This is a genomic window from Panacagrimonas sp., assembly GCF_965216805.1.
GTDB lineage: Bacteria > Pseudomonadota > Gammaproteobacteria > Nevskiales > Nevskiaceae > Panacagrimonas.
Genome location: NZ_CBDCGN010000002.1, coordinates 1,647,992 through 1,662,285, shown reverse-complemented (window position 1 = coordinate 1,662,285; position 14,294 = coordinate 1,647,992). Strand labels below are relative to the sequence as shown.

The window sequence follows — 14,294 nt, the reverse complement described above, 5'->3', positions numbered from 1 at the left end:
CCGCGTCCCCCCGCACCCTCCAGCAACAACGCTGTCCCATCCACCCTGCGCCATCCCGGTATTGAATCTGCCGGGTTCGCGCCGTATCTTCGCCGTCCGCATTGCTTTGCCCCATCACCTTCCCGCCAGTCGGCCCTACAGGCCGAACCAGCTCGACGAGGAATCCATGGCTCTCACGCTCCCCGAACTCCCCTACGCCCGCGACGCGCTGCAGCCGCACATGTCGGCGGAAACCCTGGACTATCACTACGGCAAGCATCACAAGGCTTATGTCGACAACGGCAACAAGCTCATCTCCGGCACCGAGTTCGAGAACATGTCGCTGGACGACATGGTCAGGAAAAGTTCCGGCAAGATCTTCAACAACGCCGCGCAGGTGTGGAACCACACCTTCTTCTGGAACTGCCTGACGCCCAAGCAGGCCGCGCCCGGCAAGAAGCTGACCGATGCCCTGGTCAAGACCTTTGGCGGCGTCGACGACTTCAAGAAGCAGTTCACCGAAGCCGCGATCGGCACCTTCGGCTCCGGCTGGGCCTGGCTGGTCAAGAACGGCGACGGTTCCATCGCGATCGCCACGACGCAGGGTGCCGGCAATCCGATGACCGCAGGTGCCACGCCGCTGTTGACCTGCGATGTCTGGGAACACGCCTATTACATCGACTACCGCAACGCCCGTCCCACCTACCTGGAACATTTCTGGGCGCTGGTGAACTGGGATTTCGTGGAGAAGAATCTGGGCTGATCCAACGGCTCAGATCCGCAACGACCTGCGGGGCCGCTTCGGCGGCCCCTCACTTTTTGGGGTGCCGAAAACCGTGGCGCGTCATTTCCTGAAACTGTCGGACCTTTCGGCCGTGGAGGCACGCCGCATCGTTGCCCGCGCAAGCGAGCTCAAGTGCCAGCCGGATCGCAGCTACCGACCCTTCGTCGGCCGCAGTCTGGCCATGATCTTCACCAAGAACTCGACCCGCACCCGCGTCAGCTTCGAAGCCGGCATGGCGCGTTATGGTGGCCACGCCCTGTTCCTGAGCGCGGGCAACACCCAGATCGGCCGCGACGAACCGATCGCCGACACGGCGCGAGTGCTGTCGCGCATGTGCGACGCCATCATGATCCGCAACGACTCGCAGGCCGATCAGTCCGAACTGGCGGCTCACTCGCGCGTACCGGTGATCAACGGCCTGTCCGACCTGCACCATCCCTGCCAGTTGCTCGCCGATCTGCAATGCTGGACCGAGCACGCCGGAGATCCGGCCGGCAAGCTTGCTGCGTGGATCGGCGACGGCAACAACGTCTGCCATTCCTGGATCGAAGCCGCCGCGCTGTTCGGCTTCACCCTGCGTATCGCAACCCCGCGGGGTTTCGAGCCAGACGCCGAACTGGTGCGCACAGCCGGCACCGCAATCCAGATCTGCGCCACTCCCGAAGCGGCCGTGAAAGGAGCGGATCTGGTGATCACCGACACCTGGACCAGCATGGGTCAGGAAGCGGAAACGCAGCGTCGCCTGACCGCGTTCAAGGCCTACCACGTCAATGAAGCTTTGATGGCCTGCGCAAAGCCCAACGCCTTGTTCATGCACTGCCTGCCCGCGCACCGTGGGGAAGAAGTTTCCGCCGCCGTCATCGATGGCCCGCAATCGATCGTCTGGGACGAGGCCGAGAATCGCCTGTGGGCGCAGATGGCGCTGCTGGAATTTCTCTTTTTCCCTTCGTGACCACCGCAACCCCACTGAGGCGTGAGGGCCGGGACGGCGCGAGCCTACGCGAGTGCCTTGACTTGGCACTTGCGTGCGCCGACCCGGCGGGCGGTAGCCCCGGTGAGGCGTGAGGCGTGAGGCGTGAGGCGTGAGGCGAAAATGAAAATCGAGTTGCCGGACTACGTCGACGATCTGGCCGAAACCGTTCGACGCGCACTGGCCGAGGACATCGGCAGTGGCGACGTCACCTCCCGATTGGTTCCCGGCGCTCAGCAGGCCTCCGCGCACGTCATCGCGCGCGAAAGCGCGCTACTTTGCGGACGTCCCTGGGTCGACGAGGTATTCCGTCAGCTCCAGTCCACAGCGGAGCTCAAATGGCACTGCGCTGAGGGCGAACAGGTTGAAGATGGCCAGGTCGTGCTGCAGATTCGGGGCCCGGCGCGCGCCCTTCTGACAACCGAACGCACCGCGCTCAATTTCCTGCAGACCCTGAGCGCCACCGCAACCGAAACCGCCCGCTACGTCAGCGCGGTGGCCGGCACCGGCACGCAGATCGTGGATACGCGCAAGACCCTGCCCGGCCTGCGCAATGCGCAGAAATACGCCGTGCGTGTCGGCGGTGGCATCAATCATCGCATCGGTCTTTACGACGGCATCCTGATCAAGGAAAACCACATCGCCGCCGCCGGCGGCATTGCCGCAGCCATCGCGCAGGCGCGCGCGCTCAACGCTGGCGTGGCGTTGATGACCGAGGCCGAGTCGCTGGAAGAAGCGGTGGTGGCACTCAACGCAGACGTGGACCTGCTGCTGGTCGACGATTTCGACGATGCCGAGCTGCGCGAAGCCGTCCGCCTGACCCGCGCGCACCGCGCCCGCGGTGGCCGCACCCTGATCGAATATTCCGGGGGCGCCACCCTGCAACGCATCCGGGCTCTGGCTGACACCGGGGTGGATCGCATCTCCATCGGCAGCCTGACCAAGCACGTGCACGCGGTGGATCTGTCGATGCGTTTTGCATCAACGTGAGCGAAATCAAAACAATCACGCCACAGCGCGAAGAACAGCGAGGACGCAGAGAAAAAACCAAAGGGTTTCAGTGAATCCTTACGCGGCGCCTTTGCGCCTTGGCGTAATTGAGCGCTTCTGCGGGCGCGTCGACCGCTCAAGCCTTGAGATGTTCCTCGATGAATTTCTTCGCCCGGTCCAGCCATGAGGCCGCTTCGGGGTTGTGCTTGGCGTCGCTGCCGGCCATGGAATCGCCGAACTCGCGCAGCAACTCTTTCTGCCGTTTGGTCAGACTGACCGGGGTCTCGACCACCACCGCACACAGCAGATCGCCGGTGCCGGCACCGCGCACCGACTTCAGACCCATGCCGCGCAGACGGAATACCTTGCCGTTCTGGGTGCCCTCCGGGATCTTGAGCTGGGCCTTACCGGTCAATGTGGGAACTTCCATCTCGCCACCGAGCGTCGCACTGACGATGTCGATCGGCACCGAGCAATGCAGGTCGGCGCCGTCCCGCTCGAAGAAATCGTGCGGCAGCACCGTGATCTGGACGTAAAGATCGCCCGGCGTGGCGCCGCGCTCTCCGGGCTCGCCTTCGCCGCTCAGGCGGATGCGATCGCCGGTATCCACCCCGGCCGGAATCTTCACTTCCAGCGTCTTGTCGCGTCGTACCCGGCCGACACCGCGACAGGTCTTGCACGGGTCGGTGACCTGAGTGCCGCGACCGCGACAGTGCGGACAACTCTGCTGCAGGACGAAGAAGCCCTGCTGCACACGAACCTGTCCGGCGCCGCCGCAGGTTGGACATTTGGGGGCCGGCTTGGCGTTGGCAGTGCCGTGCCCGGCGCAGTCGCTGCAGCTCTCCTGGCCAGGAATGCGGATCGATTCGACCGAACCCGCCGCTGCCTGCTCCAGCGTGAGTTCCATCGAGTAGCGCAGATCCGACCCGCGACGCGGACCGCCGCGGCCGCCGCCGAAGATGTCGGAAAAAACGTCGCCGAAGATATCGGCGAACCCCGCACCTGCTCCGCCTCCACCGCCACGCTCGAGCCCTTCATGACCATGGCGGTCGTAGATGGCGCGCTTCTGAGCGTCGGCGAGCACCTCGTAGGCCTCGCTGGCCTCCTTGAATCTTTCTTCCGCCGTGACATCGCCCGGATTCCGATCCGGGTGCAGTTTCATGGCCAAGCGACGATATGCTCGCTTGAGGTCGTCCTCGCCGGCCTGACGGTTGACGCCGAGGACTTCGTAGTAGTCGCGTTTGCTCATTTTCTTGGGAATCGGGAGACGAGAATCGGGAATCGCATAAAGCCGTAAAGGCGCCGGAGCGCCTTCACGATTCTCGATTCCCCATTGCCGATTCTCGGGGCTTTACTTCTTGTCGTCCTTGACCTCGGTGAACTCGGCGTCCACCACGTCCGAATCCTGTGAGGCGCCGCCAGCCGCGGCACCTGGCGCCGCACCCGCACCGCCTTCCGGACCGCCGGTCTTCGCGTAGGCGCGTTCGGCCAACTTGGCGGAAGCCTCGGCCAAGGCGCGGGTCTTGGTGTCGATATCGTCCTTGTCCGAACCCTTCATGGACTCGCGCAGTGCGGCCAGGGCGTCTGCGATGGACTTCTTTTCGTCGTCCTGCACCTCGGCGTCCAGATCCTTGAGCGACTTCTCCACACCGTGAATCAACTGGTCCGCCTGATTGCGCGCGCCGATCAGCTCATTGAACTTGCGGTCCTCTTCGGCATGCACCTCGGCGTCCTTCACCATGTTCTTGATCTCGTCTTCGGTGAGACCGGAATTGGCGGTGATGCGGATGCTCTGCTCCTTGCCGGTGGCCTTGTCCTTGGCCGACACATGCAGGATGCCGTTGGCATCGATATCGAAGGTCACCTCCACCTGCGGCATGCCGCGCGGCGCCGGCACGATGCCCTCCAGATTGAACTGGCCGAGCTTCTTGTTGGCCGAAGCGACTTCGCGCTCGCCCTGGAACACCTGGATCGTCACCGCGCTCTGGTTGTCCTCGGCGGTGGTAAAGGTCTCGGACTTGCGCGTCGGGATGGTGGTGTTCTTCTCGATCAGCTTGGTCATCTTGCCGCCCAAGGTCTCGATACCCAGCGACAGCGGCGTGACGTCAAGCAGCAGCACGTCCTTGACGTCGCCCGCGAGCACGGCGCCCTGAATGGCAGCACCGGCGGCCACGGCCTCGTCCGGGTTCACGTCCTTGCGCGGCTCCTTGCCGAACAGGGCTTTCACCGTCTCCTGCACCTTGGGCATGCGCGTCTGGCCGCCGACCAGGATGATCTCCTGGATCTCGGTGGCCTTGAGGCCGGCATCCTTGAGCGCGGTCTGGCAGGGACCGATGGTGCGCTGGATCAGATCCTCGACCAGGGCTTCGAGCTTGGCGCGCGACAGCTTCATGTTCAGATGCTTCGGCCCCGAAGCGTCCGCGGTCACGTACGGCAGGTTGATGTCGGTCTGCGTGGTGCTCGACAGCTCGATCTTGGCCTTCTCCGCCGCTTCCTTGAGGCGCTGCAGGGCCAAGGGATCCTTCTTCAGGTCGATGCCCTGCTCCTTCTGAAACTCGGCCGCGATGTAGTCGATGACCCGCATGTCGAAGTCTTCGCCGCCGAGGAAGGTGTCGCCGTTGGTGGACAGCACCTCGAACTGGTGTTCGCCGTCGACTTCCGCGATTTCGATGATGGACACGTCGAAGGTACCGCCGCCGAGGTCGTACACGGCGATCTTGCGGTCGCCCTTGACCTTGTCCATGCCGAAGGCCAATGCCGCGGCGGTTGGCTCGTTGATGATGCGCTTGACCTCGAGGCCCGCGATGCGGCCGGCGTCCTTGGTTGCCTGACGCTGCGAGTCGTTGAAGTATGCGGGCACCGTGATGACGGCCTCGGTGACCGGCTCGCCGAGATAGTCCTCGGCGGTTTTCTTCATCTTGGCCAGCACCTGCGCGGAAATCTCCGGCGGCGCCATCTTCTTGCCCTTGACCTCGACCCAGGCATCGCCGTTGGGCGCCTTGGCGATCTTGTAGGGCACCATGTCGATGTCCTTCTGCACCACGCCGTCTTCGAAGCGGCGGCCGATCAGGCGCTTGACCGCAAACAGGGTGTTGTGCGGATTGGTGACGGCCTGGCGCTTGGCGCTGCGACCGGCGATCACCTGGCCGTCGTCGGTGTAGGCCACGACCGAGGGCGTGGTGCGCTCGCCTTCCGAGTTTTCGATGACCTTGGCCACGCCGCCTTCGAGGATGGCGACGCAGGAATTGGTGGTACCAAGGTCGATGCCGATAATCTTCGCCATGTTGCTGTGCTCCGGAAATTCTTGAGATAAGCGCTATGTGTTGCTGCGGTGCCGCGTTTCAAGTCCCCGTATCGGGCGCGCGTGCAACGATCACCATGGCAGGCCGCAGCAGGCGGTCGTGCAGCCGATAACCCTTCTGCATAACGTTGAGGACGTGATTGGGGGCAACCTCGGCGGACGGCAGCATCGACACCGCTTCGTGAAGATCGGGGTTGAAAGGCTGCCCGGCGGGGTCGACCTGGCTGACGCCGTGACGCTCGAGCATGGCCAGCAGCTGCTTCTGCGTGAGCTGCATACCTTCCACCAGCGCGCCCAGCTGCGCCTCCGGTTTGGCGGCGGCGGCCAACCCCAGATCCAGGCTGTCGGCGACGCCCAGCAGTTCGCCGAGCAGTTTCTCGCTGCCGTAGCGGGTGGCGTTGGCGACTTCGCGTTCGGCGCGCTTACGTACGTTGTCCAGGTCCGCGACGGCTCTGAGTTGCGCATCCCTGGCGCTGGCGGCCTGGGTTTGCGCTTCGTCGAGCTTAGCCAGACAGGCGGCAAGTTCGACTTCCAGGCCGGAAGGCTGGGGCCCGGCGGTCTGAGCTTCAGGCGTTTCCGCCGCAGGTTCGTCAGGAGCAGAAGTTCCAGTCATGTCGCTGTTCGATTCTCAAAGGGTGACTCAGGAGTGGCGGCGCCGAGTCCGGTTTCAAGGTCGCACCCACAAGGCTGCGGCCACGGGTAAACGGTCATTGTAAGCCCTGGTAGCGGACCCATTTCAATGATCTGCTGTTAGCGCAGCCGCGTCGTCGCGGTTTTCCCTGACCGGCCCGGGCGTATTAAGGTCGTGATCCTCCAGCGCCCGCATCAGCCTGCAAACGACGACCCGGGCGCCCCCCAATCTTTCACCTTGGAGAAACCCCGATGTTTGCCCAGTTGATGAAGTGGATGCGCGCGCGACGCCTGTTGCCCAGCATCTCCGACACCGAACGACAGGCGCTGGAAGCCGGCACGGTCTGGATCGACGGCGATTTCTTCCGCGGTAAGCCCAACTTCGTCGAAATGCTGCGGGCGCCCTACTCGAAACTGTCGGACGAGGAACAGGCCTTCCTCGACGGACCGGTCGAGCAGTTGCTGGGCATGATCGACCCCTACACCATCGGCCGGACCAAACGGGTGCCGGACGAGGTGCTGCAGTTCATCAAGGATCAGGGCTTCATGAGCTTCCTGATTCCGCGCGAGTACGGCGGCAAGCAGTTTTCCACCCTGGCCATCAGCACCATCATGGCCAAGATCGGCCCGGTCAGCGCTACCGTCGGCACCCTGGTGGTCATTCCCAACTCGCTGGGCGCCGCCGAACTGATCATCCATTACGGCACCCAGGCGCAGAAGGACGACTATCTGCCCAAGCTCGCCTCGGGCGAATACGTGCCCTGCTTCGGCCTGACCGAGCCCACCGCCGGTTCGGACGCCGCCTCGATCAAGGCCACTGGCGAGGTGTTCCGCGACACCGACGGCGATATCAAGCTGCGGCTGAATTTCCGCAAGCGCTACATCACCCTGGCGCCCATCGCCAACCTCTGCACCATCGCCTGCCGTCTGCACGACCCGGAGAAACTGCTCGGCAAGACCGAGGATCTGGGCATCACCTGCGTGATGGTGCACAAGGGCACGCCGGGCTTCACCAGCGGCGATCACCACGACCCCATCGGCGATCCGTTCTACAACGGCCCGCTGGAGGGCCGCGACGTGGTGGTACCGGTCGACAACATCATCGGCGGCCCCGACTGCGCCGGAGAAGGCTGGAAGATGCTGATGCAGCAGTTGGCCGGCGGTCGTGCGGTGTCGCTGCCGGCGGGCGCGGTCGGCGGCGCCAAGGCGGTGGCTGTTGCCACCGGCGCGTATTCGATGGTGCGCCAGCAATTTGGTCTGCCCATCGGCCGCATGGAGGGCGTCGAGGAAAAGGTCGGGCGCATCGCCGGGCTCAGCTACCTGCTGGAAGCGGCGCGCGTGTACGGCTGTTCGGCAGTGGATGCCGGTCAGCAGCCGCCGGTGGTCTCGGCAGTGCTCAAGGCCTACACCACAGAAATCTCCCAGCATCTGGCCATTGACGGCATGGATGTGTTCGCCGGCGCCGCGGTGATGCAGGGTCCGAACAACATCCTCGGCATGGGCTACAAGTCCGCGCCGGTGGGGGTAACGGTGGAGGGCGCCAATATCCTCACCCGCACCCTGATGATCTTCGGACAGGGCGCCACCCGTTGCCACCCTTACGCGCTCAAGGTGGTGGAGGCGGTTGAAAAGGACGACGCCGACCAGTTCCGCGGCAATCTGCTCGGCTGGATGAAGCACTTCGGCCTGGGGCTGTTGCGCGCCGAAGGCCACTATCTCACCCGCGGCCTGTTCGTGTCGGTCCCCGATGTGGCACCCGAAACCCGCAGCTACTACCGCCGCCTGGGCTGGGCCGCTGCCCGCTTCGGGGTGATGACTGACCTCGCCATGTTCGCCATTGGCGGCAAGCTCAAGCGCCGCGGCAAGCTCACCGGCCGCTACGCCGACGTGCTGGCTTGGCTGGTACTGGGCATGTCCACCCTGCGCCGCTATGAGGCCGAGGGCCGACGCGAGGACCTGCCACTGGTGCGCTATGCGCTGAATCACTGCCTGTGGAAAATCCAGGAGGCCTTTGTCGACATCTACCGCAATTTCGACGGCCCGCTGGGCTGGTGGCTCAAGACCGTGGGCGTGTTCGAACTGCGCATCAACCCGCTCGGCGCAGCGCCCACGGACGCCATGAGCCACGCCGCGGCGCTGTGCATCCAGTCCGACAACGAGCAGTTCCGTCGGCTGGCGTATGGCGTCTATCTGCCCAAGGACACCAAGCTCGGACTCGGGCGTCTGCTGCATGCCTTCCTGCGCATCACCCGCGCCCATCCCGCAGCCGAACGCATCATCCAGGCGCAAAAGGCGCGCAAGCTACCGCGCGGCCTGCTTCCCGCCGAAGCCGCGGAGGACGCGCTCAAGGCCGGCATCATCAACGACACCGAAGCCGCGTTGCTGCGCCAGGCGCTCGAAGCCCGTCTGGAGGCGATCGAAGTGGACGTATTTTCGCCGGAAGCTTATTTCGCCACGGTCAACGAGGGTGGCGGGCTGGAATACCGGCAGGCGGTCAACGGCTAAGCGATGTATGGCCGGACTCAGCGTTCGTCGCTGAGTCCGGTCCCGAACAGGCGCGCGGTCTGGTTGACCAGCGGAATGATGCGACTGTAGGCCATGCGCGTGGGCCCGATCACGCCGATGCGCCCGGCGACCTGACCGTCCACGTAGTAAGGCGCGGTGACCACGCTGACCTCGTCGAGCACCCGATAGCCGGACTCTTCGCCGATGAAGATCTGCACGCCGTCCGCGCCCAGGCACTGGTCGAACAGGTTCAGCAGCTCGCGCTTGCGGTCGAGCACTTCGAACAGGCCACGCAGCCGGGCGACATCACCCAGTTCCTGAAATCCCATCAGATTGGCGCCACCCGCAAGCACGTAATCGCCTTGCACGGTCTGTTCGCCCATCGCCTGCGCAGCCATGGTGGCGGCTGCCTTCAATACCAGATTTACGCGGTTCTGCGCGTCTACTGCCTCGTCCAGCAATGATCGCCGCAATGACGTCAGATCGTGTCCGGCGAAATGCTCGTTGAGCGCGTTGGCGTATTTTTCCAGCTCGTCCGCACCGTAAGGGCGGTCCGTGTGAACGACGCGGTTCTGTACTTCGCGCTGATTCACCACCAGGATCGCCAGCACGCGGTTGCCCGACAGCGGCAGGAACTCGATGCGGCGCAAGGTCGCCAGGTTACGCCGCGGCACTGTCACCACGGCGGCCATCGCGGTCAGTTGCGACAACAGATCGGAGGCGGTCTGCAGCAGTTCGTCGGTGCGGCCCGGCGCGCCCACCAGCATCTCCGAGATGCGCGCTTGATCCTTGTCGCCCAGCGGTTCGGGCGTCAGCAGCTGATCGACGAAATACCGGTAGCCGCGCGCCGTCGGCACCCGGCCGGCCGAAGTATGCGGCGACACCACCAGGCCAAGCTCGTCGAGGTCGGCCATGACGTTGCGGATGGTGGCCGGCGACAGGTCTAGCGAACCGGACCGCGCCAGGGTGCGCGAACCCACCGGCTGGCCGTCGTGGATATAGCGCTCCACCAGCAGTCTCAGCAGTTCGGCGGCGCGAGGATCCAGCGGTGCGGACATTCGATTCAATGCGCGGGGAGCGTGTGCGGCGACGCTAGCGCCCGCTGGGGGGGGGGTCAAGCAGGCTGAACCCGCCCGAGTCCGTGTACAGTGCTTCGCATCCTTCCGGATCGCCTTTCGATCTTCATGAAACCCTTCCGCGTGGTCGGCGTCATCGGCAAGCGACGCGAACCCGATCTCGACCTGTTGCGCGACCTGTGCGCCGCGCTCAAGGCACTGGGCTGCGAAGTGCTGGTGGAACGCAACCCTGCCCTCCAAGGCCGTCTCGAGGGCCCGCTGGCCGATCGCCAGACCCTGGCCAAGCGCTGCGACCTGGTTATCGTGGTCGGCGGCGACGGCACCCTGCTGGACGCCGGTCGCGCGTTGGCGCCGGCACTGGTGCCGCTGCTCGGCGTCAATCAGGGGCGCCTGGGCTTCATGGTCGACGTGGCGCCGGAGACCATGCATGAGCAGCTGGCCGCCATCGTCGGAGGCCAATGCGAGCCCGAAGATCGCCTGCTGCTGTCGTCGGTCGTGCGCCGCGGCGATCGCGTCGAAGGCGAAACGCATCTGGCCGTTAACGACGTGGTGGTCCGCAATCACGCCACCATCCGCATGATCGAATTCGAAACCTGGCTGGAGGACGAATTCATCAGCAACCACCGCGCCGACGGCGTCATCGTCAGTTCGCCCACCGGTTCCACCGCCTATGCGCTGTCGGGCGGCGGCCCCCTGCTGCATCCGGGCGCGCAGGCGATTGCGCTGGTGCCGATCTGTCCGCACACCTTGTCCGATCGTCCCATCGTGGTCGGCAGCGACCGCTGCATCCGCATCGTGATCGGGGAAGATGTCGAGCGCGTGCGCGCCACCGCCACCTTCGACGGCCAGACCAGCGCCACCCTCGCGGCCGGCGACGTGGTCGAAGTGCGGCGTGCACCGTTTCCGTTGCGACTGATCCATCCGGCCGGCTACAGCTACTTCCGTATCCTGCGCGACAAGCTGCGCTGGGGCAGCGGCCCCGCTGCGCCGCGCGGACGCGCCTGACCCCTCGCCTATGCTCGAACAGCTGCAAATCAGAAACCTTGCGACCATCGAATCGCTGAGCCTGGATCTGCTGCCCGGCCTGACCGTGCTCAGCGGCGAAACCGGGGCCGGCAAGTCCATTCTTATCGACGCGCTGGGTCTGGTGCTAGGCACCCGCGCCGACCCCGCCCTGATCCGTAGCGGCGCGTCCAGCGCCGACATCACCGCACTGTTCGCCGTCGCGCCCGATTCCGCGGCGGCAGACTGGCTGCGGGAACAGGCGCTCCTGGACGAGTCCGAACCCCAGCAATGCCTGATCCGCCGGGTGCTGCAGGTCGAAGGTCGAACCCGCGCATTCGTCAACGGCACCGCGGTGGCGGCGGGCAAGCTGCGCGAACTGGGCGAGCGCCTGGTCGACGTGTTCGGTCAGAACGAGAGTCACAGCTTGCGCCTGGGCGACGTGCAGCGATCCTTGCTGGACGGCTACGGTCAGCATGCCGGGCTGCTGCAGCCGGTCGCCGCCGCGGCCCTGGAGTGGGTGCAGCTGCAGCAGCGCATCGAGCACATGCGCCAAGCGGCGGCGCGCGATCCGGCCGAGCTGGATCTGCTGCGCCACCAGGTGCAGGAGCTGGACAGCTTGCGTTTGCGCAAGGACGAGTTCGACGACATCGAGGCCGAACACCGCCGTCTGGCCAATGCCGGACGCCTGCTGCAGGACGGTGCGCTGGCGCAGGACGCGCTCTATGGCGCCGATGGTGCCATCCACGATCAGCTCGCCGCGGCCTTGCAACGACTGCGTGCGCTGGTGCCGCTGCATGAGGGCTTCGCCGAGGCCGAGGCCCTGGTGGAATCCGCGCAGGCACAGGTGCGCGAAGCCGCCGATGCCTTGCGTCGCCTGCTCGGGCGCCTGGACCTGGATCCCCTACGCCTGCAGGAATTGGACGCGCGGCTGTCGGATATCCACGAACTGGCGCGCAAGCACCGCGTGCGCGCCGATGAACTGCCGGCGTGCCTGCTCGCTCTGCGCCAGGAACTGCAGGACGCCGAGGCCGCTGGCGGTCAGGTCGATCGCCTGCTGCAGCAACAGGCTGCAGTGCTCGCGCAATACCAGGCCGCTGCCGCCGCGCTCGGCAAAGCGCGCCGACGCCACGCCAAGGATCACGCGGCCGCCGTGACCGCCCGCGTGCGCGAACTGGGTATGCCCAACGCGCGCTTCGAGGTCAGGGTCGACACCATTGCCGGCGCTCGCCCCAGTCGGCACGGCGACGACGAGGTGAGCTTCGATTTCAGCGCCAACCCGGGGCAGGCTCCGCGACCGCTGGCCAAAGTGGCCTCGGGCGGCGAGCTGTCGCGGGTATCGCTGGCGCTGCAGGCGGTCGCGCAGGAAGTCGACGGCGCCCCCACGATGATCTTCGACGAGGTTGACGCCGGCATCGGCGGCGGCGTGGCCGAGGCGGTGGGGCGCCAGCTGCGCCTGCTGGGCGCGCAGCGCCAGGTGCTGTGTGTCACCCATCTGGGTCAGGTTGCGGCCTGCGGCCTGCAGCACCTGGCCGTGCGCAAGACCGTGCGCGAGCAGCAGACCTACACCAGCGTGGAAACACTCACGGGCAAATCCCGGGTCGCCGAACTGGCCCGCATGATCGGCGGCCACAGTTCCAGCGGTGCCACCGAAACGGTGGCGCGCGAACTGCTCAGGACCGCGGCGGAAAATTGATCGCGCAGCGCGGCGACGGGCATCGCCGCGGCGCTTCGACATCGGCACGACACCGACCCTGCGCTGAACTTCGCCCCGCCGGCCCGGGTCCATGGCGGCGCATCAGGCGTGACATCGTGTGACACTTGGCCTGCCAGTGGCCGAAAGCGGGTTCGCTGCCGGCACCCAATCGAAACCGTCATTCTCTGGCGCCGATCGCTCGATGATTGCGCCTCCCAGTGCGCGGCTTGCGCGATCGCCCGAATACCGACAACGCTTGAACCATGGACCTGATCTGGAAGTCTGGCGCGCAACGACGCCGCCGTGGGGCAATGCTTGGCGCGGGGCTGGTGCTGGCTTGCACGGCTGCACGGGCGCAAGTCAGCGTTGAGGTGGTGCAGCCGCGGGAGAGCCGGATCGCGCAGACCCTGCAGCTGACCGGCACGGTGACCGCAGAGCGCGACGCCGCCTTGTCGCCGCGCATCAGCGGATTGGTACAAACCGTCGCGGTGGACGCCGGTGATCGGGTGAAACGCGGCGCACCGCTGCTGGTGCTGGACCCGGCGCTGGCGGAACTGGCGCTGGAGCGCACCGACGCGGCACTGGACGAGGGGCGCGCGAGCATGGCCGAAGTCGCCCGCCTGCGCGACGAGGCCAAGGTGCTGTCCGCTCGCGGCGACATCCCGCAGTCGCAGTACCGCACCCGCGAAGCCGAAGTGAAGCTGGCGCAGGCCGCGGTCGCGCGGCTGGACGCGGAATACCGCGAACAGGCCGAACGCGTGGCGCGTCATACCCTGCCTGCGCCCTTCGACGGCGTCATCCGCGAGCGGCTGACCGACCCGGGAGAGTGGGTCGAAACCGGCACGCCGGTGCTGCAACTGGTGGCGACCGATGCGCTGCGCATCGACGTGCAAGCGCCGCAACGTTATCTGGCCACGCTGGACCGCGGCACGCCGGTACGGATACGCCTGGATGCCAACCCCGACCAGGACATCGACGGCCGCGTGGTGGCACGCGTCCCGGCATCGGACCCCGCCAGCCGCACCTTCCTGGTTCGCGTCGGCGTCGATCCCTCCACCGGCGCCGCCCCGGGCATGTCGGCGCGCCTGAGCTTCGAGCTGCCGCGCAGCACCGCCGCTCTCGTGATCCCGCGCGACGCGGTCAAGCGTTATCCCGACGGCACCACCACCGTGTGGGTGGTCGAGGGCGAGGCGTCGGCACCGGTGGCCAAGGAGATTCCGGTGGAACTCGGCGACGGCAGCGGCCGCGAGGCGACCGTGGTCGGCGGACTCGACGCCGATCAGGTCGTGGTGGTGCGCGGCAACGAATCGCTACGCGGCGAACAGCCGGTGCGCGTACGCAACCCGCGGTCCGATTAGTCG

At 66.0% G+C, this 14,294-nt stretch carries 11 protein-coding genes; 7 read left to right on the top strand and 4 right to left on the bottom strand.

Going from position 1 to position 14,294, the window contains the following annotated elements; genetic code table 11:
- Window positions 1–166: 166 nt before the first annotated feature.
- From ACOOHP_RS07910 to nadC, 3 genes are all read left to right on the top strand, one after another.
- The gene (locus ACOOHP_RS07910) at window positions 167–742 is read left to right on the top strand and encodes a superoxide dismutase (RefSeq protein ID WP_420465905.1); all 576 of its coding nucleotides are present in this window, start codon (window positions 167–169) and stop codon (window positions 740–742) included.
- 73 nt (window positions 743–815) lie between these two features.
- Entirely contained in the window at window positions 816–1,715 is a 900-nt protein-coding gene (gene argF, locus ACOOHP_RS07905) for an ornithine carbamoyltransferase (protein ID WP_420465904.1), read from the top strand.
- Window positions 1,716–1,856: 141 nt separating this feature from the next.
- Window positions 1,857–2,723, top strand: a complete 867-nt coding sequence (gene nadC / locus ACOOHP_RS07900; RefSeq protein WP_420465903.1) for a carboxylating nicotinate-nucleotide diphosphorylase — start codon at window positions 1,857–1,859, stop codon at window positions 2,721–2,723.
- 136 nt (window positions 2,724–2,859) lie between these two features.
- Here the strand turns inward: nadC and dnaJ are convergent, their stop codons facing one another.
- The 3 genes from dnaJ to grpE all read right to left on the bottom strand — a co-directional run bounded on the left by dnaJ (window position 2,860) and on the right by grpE (window position 6,637).
- Window positions 2,860–3,972, bottom strand: a complete 1,113-nt coding sequence (gene dnaJ, locus ACOOHP_RS07895; RefSeq protein WP_420465902.1) for a molecular chaperone DnaJ — start codon at window positions 3,970–3,972, stop codon at window positions 2,860–2,862.
- A gap of 102 nt (window positions 3,973–4,074) precedes the next feature.
- Window positions 4,075–6,006 carry a molecular chaperone DnaK gene (gene dnaK, locus ACOOHP_RS07890; RefSeq protein ID WP_420465901.1) on the bottom strand — a complete coding sequence of 644 codons (1,932 nt, stop codon included), beginning with the start codon at window positions 6,004–6,006 and terminating at the stop codon, window positions 4,075–4,077.
- Window positions 6,007–6,064: 58 nt separating this feature from the next.
- Window positions 6,065–6,637, bottom strand: coding sequence for a nucleotide exchange factor GrpE (gene grpE / locus ACOOHP_RS07885; RefSeq protein WP_420465900.1), 573 nt, complete (start codon window positions 6,635–6,637; stop codon window positions 6,065–6,067).
- A gap of 269 nt (window positions 6,638–6,906) precedes the next feature.
- Here grpE and ACOOHP_RS07880 point away from each other — a divergent pair, with 269 nt between their 5' ends.
- Entirely contained in the window at window positions 6,907–9,159 is a 2,253-nt protein-coding gene (locus ACOOHP_RS07880; protein ID WP_420465899.1) for an acyl-CoA dehydrogenase, read from the top strand.
- A gap of 17 nt (window positions 9,160–9,176) precedes the next feature.
- Here ACOOHP_RS07880 and hrcA read toward each other — a convergent pair whose 3' ends face one another.
- Complete coding sequence (gene hrcA / locus ACOOHP_RS07875; protein ID WP_420465898.1) at window positions 9,177–10,217, bottom strand: heat-inducible transcriptional repressor HrcA; 1,041 nt, start codon at window positions 10,215–10,217, stop codon at window positions 9,177–9,179.
- Between the two features lie 126 nt (window positions 10,218–10,343).
- Between hrcA and ACOOHP_RS07870 the strand changes: the two genes are divergently transcribed.
- From ACOOHP_RS07870 to ACOOHP_RS07860, 3 genes are all read left to right on the top strand, one after another.
- On the top strand, window positions 10,344–11,240 hold the full coding sequence (locus ACOOHP_RS07870; protein ID WP_420465897.1) for an NAD(+) kinase: 897 nt from the start codon (window positions 10,344–10,346) through the stop codon (window positions 11,238–11,240).
- Between the two features lie 10 nt (window positions 11,241–11,250).
- Window positions 11,251–12,933 carry a DNA repair protein RecN gene (gene recN / locus ACOOHP_RS07865; RefSeq protein WP_420465896.1) on the top strand — a complete coding sequence of 561 codons (1,683 nt, stop codon included), beginning with the start codon at window positions 11,251–11,253 and terminating at the stop codon, window positions 12,931–12,933.
- 263 nt (window positions 12,934–13,196) lie between these two features.
- The gene (locus ACOOHP_RS07860) at window positions 13,197–14,291 is read left to right on the top strand and encodes an efflux RND transporter periplasmic adaptor subunit (RefSeq protein WP_420465895.1); all 1,095 of its coding nucleotides are present in this window, start codon (window positions 13,197–13,199) and stop codon (window positions 14,289–14,291) included.
- The last annotated feature ends 3 nt before the right edge of the window (window positions 14,292–14,294 follow it).

Excerpts from the sequence above, each read along its gene's own strand:
- ACOOHP_RS07910 (WP_420465905.1), top strand. The coding sequence starts at position 167 with ATGGCTCTCACGCTCCCCGAACTCCCCTACGCCCGCGACGCGCTGCAG.
- nadC (WP_420465903.1), top strand. The coding sequence starts at position 1,857 with ATGAAAATCGAGTTGCCGGACTACGTCGACGATCTGGCCGAAACCGTT.
- dnaJ (WP_420465902.1), bottom strand. The coding sequence starts at position 3,972 with ATGAGCAAACGCGACTACTACGAAGTCCTCGGCGTCAACCGTCAGGCC.
- dnaK (WP_420465901.1), bottom strand. The coding sequence starts at position 6,006 with ATGGCGAAGATTATCGGCATCGACCTTGGTACCACCAATTCCTGCGTC.
- grpE (WP_420465900.1), bottom strand. The coding sequence starts at position 6,637 with ATGACTGGAACTTCTGCTCCTGACGAACCTGCGGCGGAAACGCCTGAA.
- ACOOHP_RS07880 (WP_420465899.1), top strand. The coding sequence starts at position 6,907 with ATGTTTGCCCAGTTGATGAAGTGGATGCGCGCGCGACGCCTGTTGCCC.
- hrcA (WP_420465898.1), bottom strand. The coding sequence starts at position 10,217 with ATGTCCGCACCGCTGGATCCTCGCGCCGCCGAACTGCTGAGACTGCTG.
- ACOOHP_RS07870 (WP_420465897.1), top strand. The coding sequence starts at position 10,344 with ATGAAACCCTTCCGCGTGGTCGGCGTCATCGGCAAGCGACGCGAACCC.
- recN (WP_420465896.1), top strand. The coding sequence starts at position 11,251 with ATGCTCGAACAGCTGCAAATCAGAAACCTTGCGACCATCGAATCGCTG.
- ACOOHP_RS07860 (WP_420465895.1), top strand. The coding sequence starts at position 13,197 with ATGGACCTGATCTGGAAGTCTGGCGCGCAACGACGCCGCCGTGGGGCA.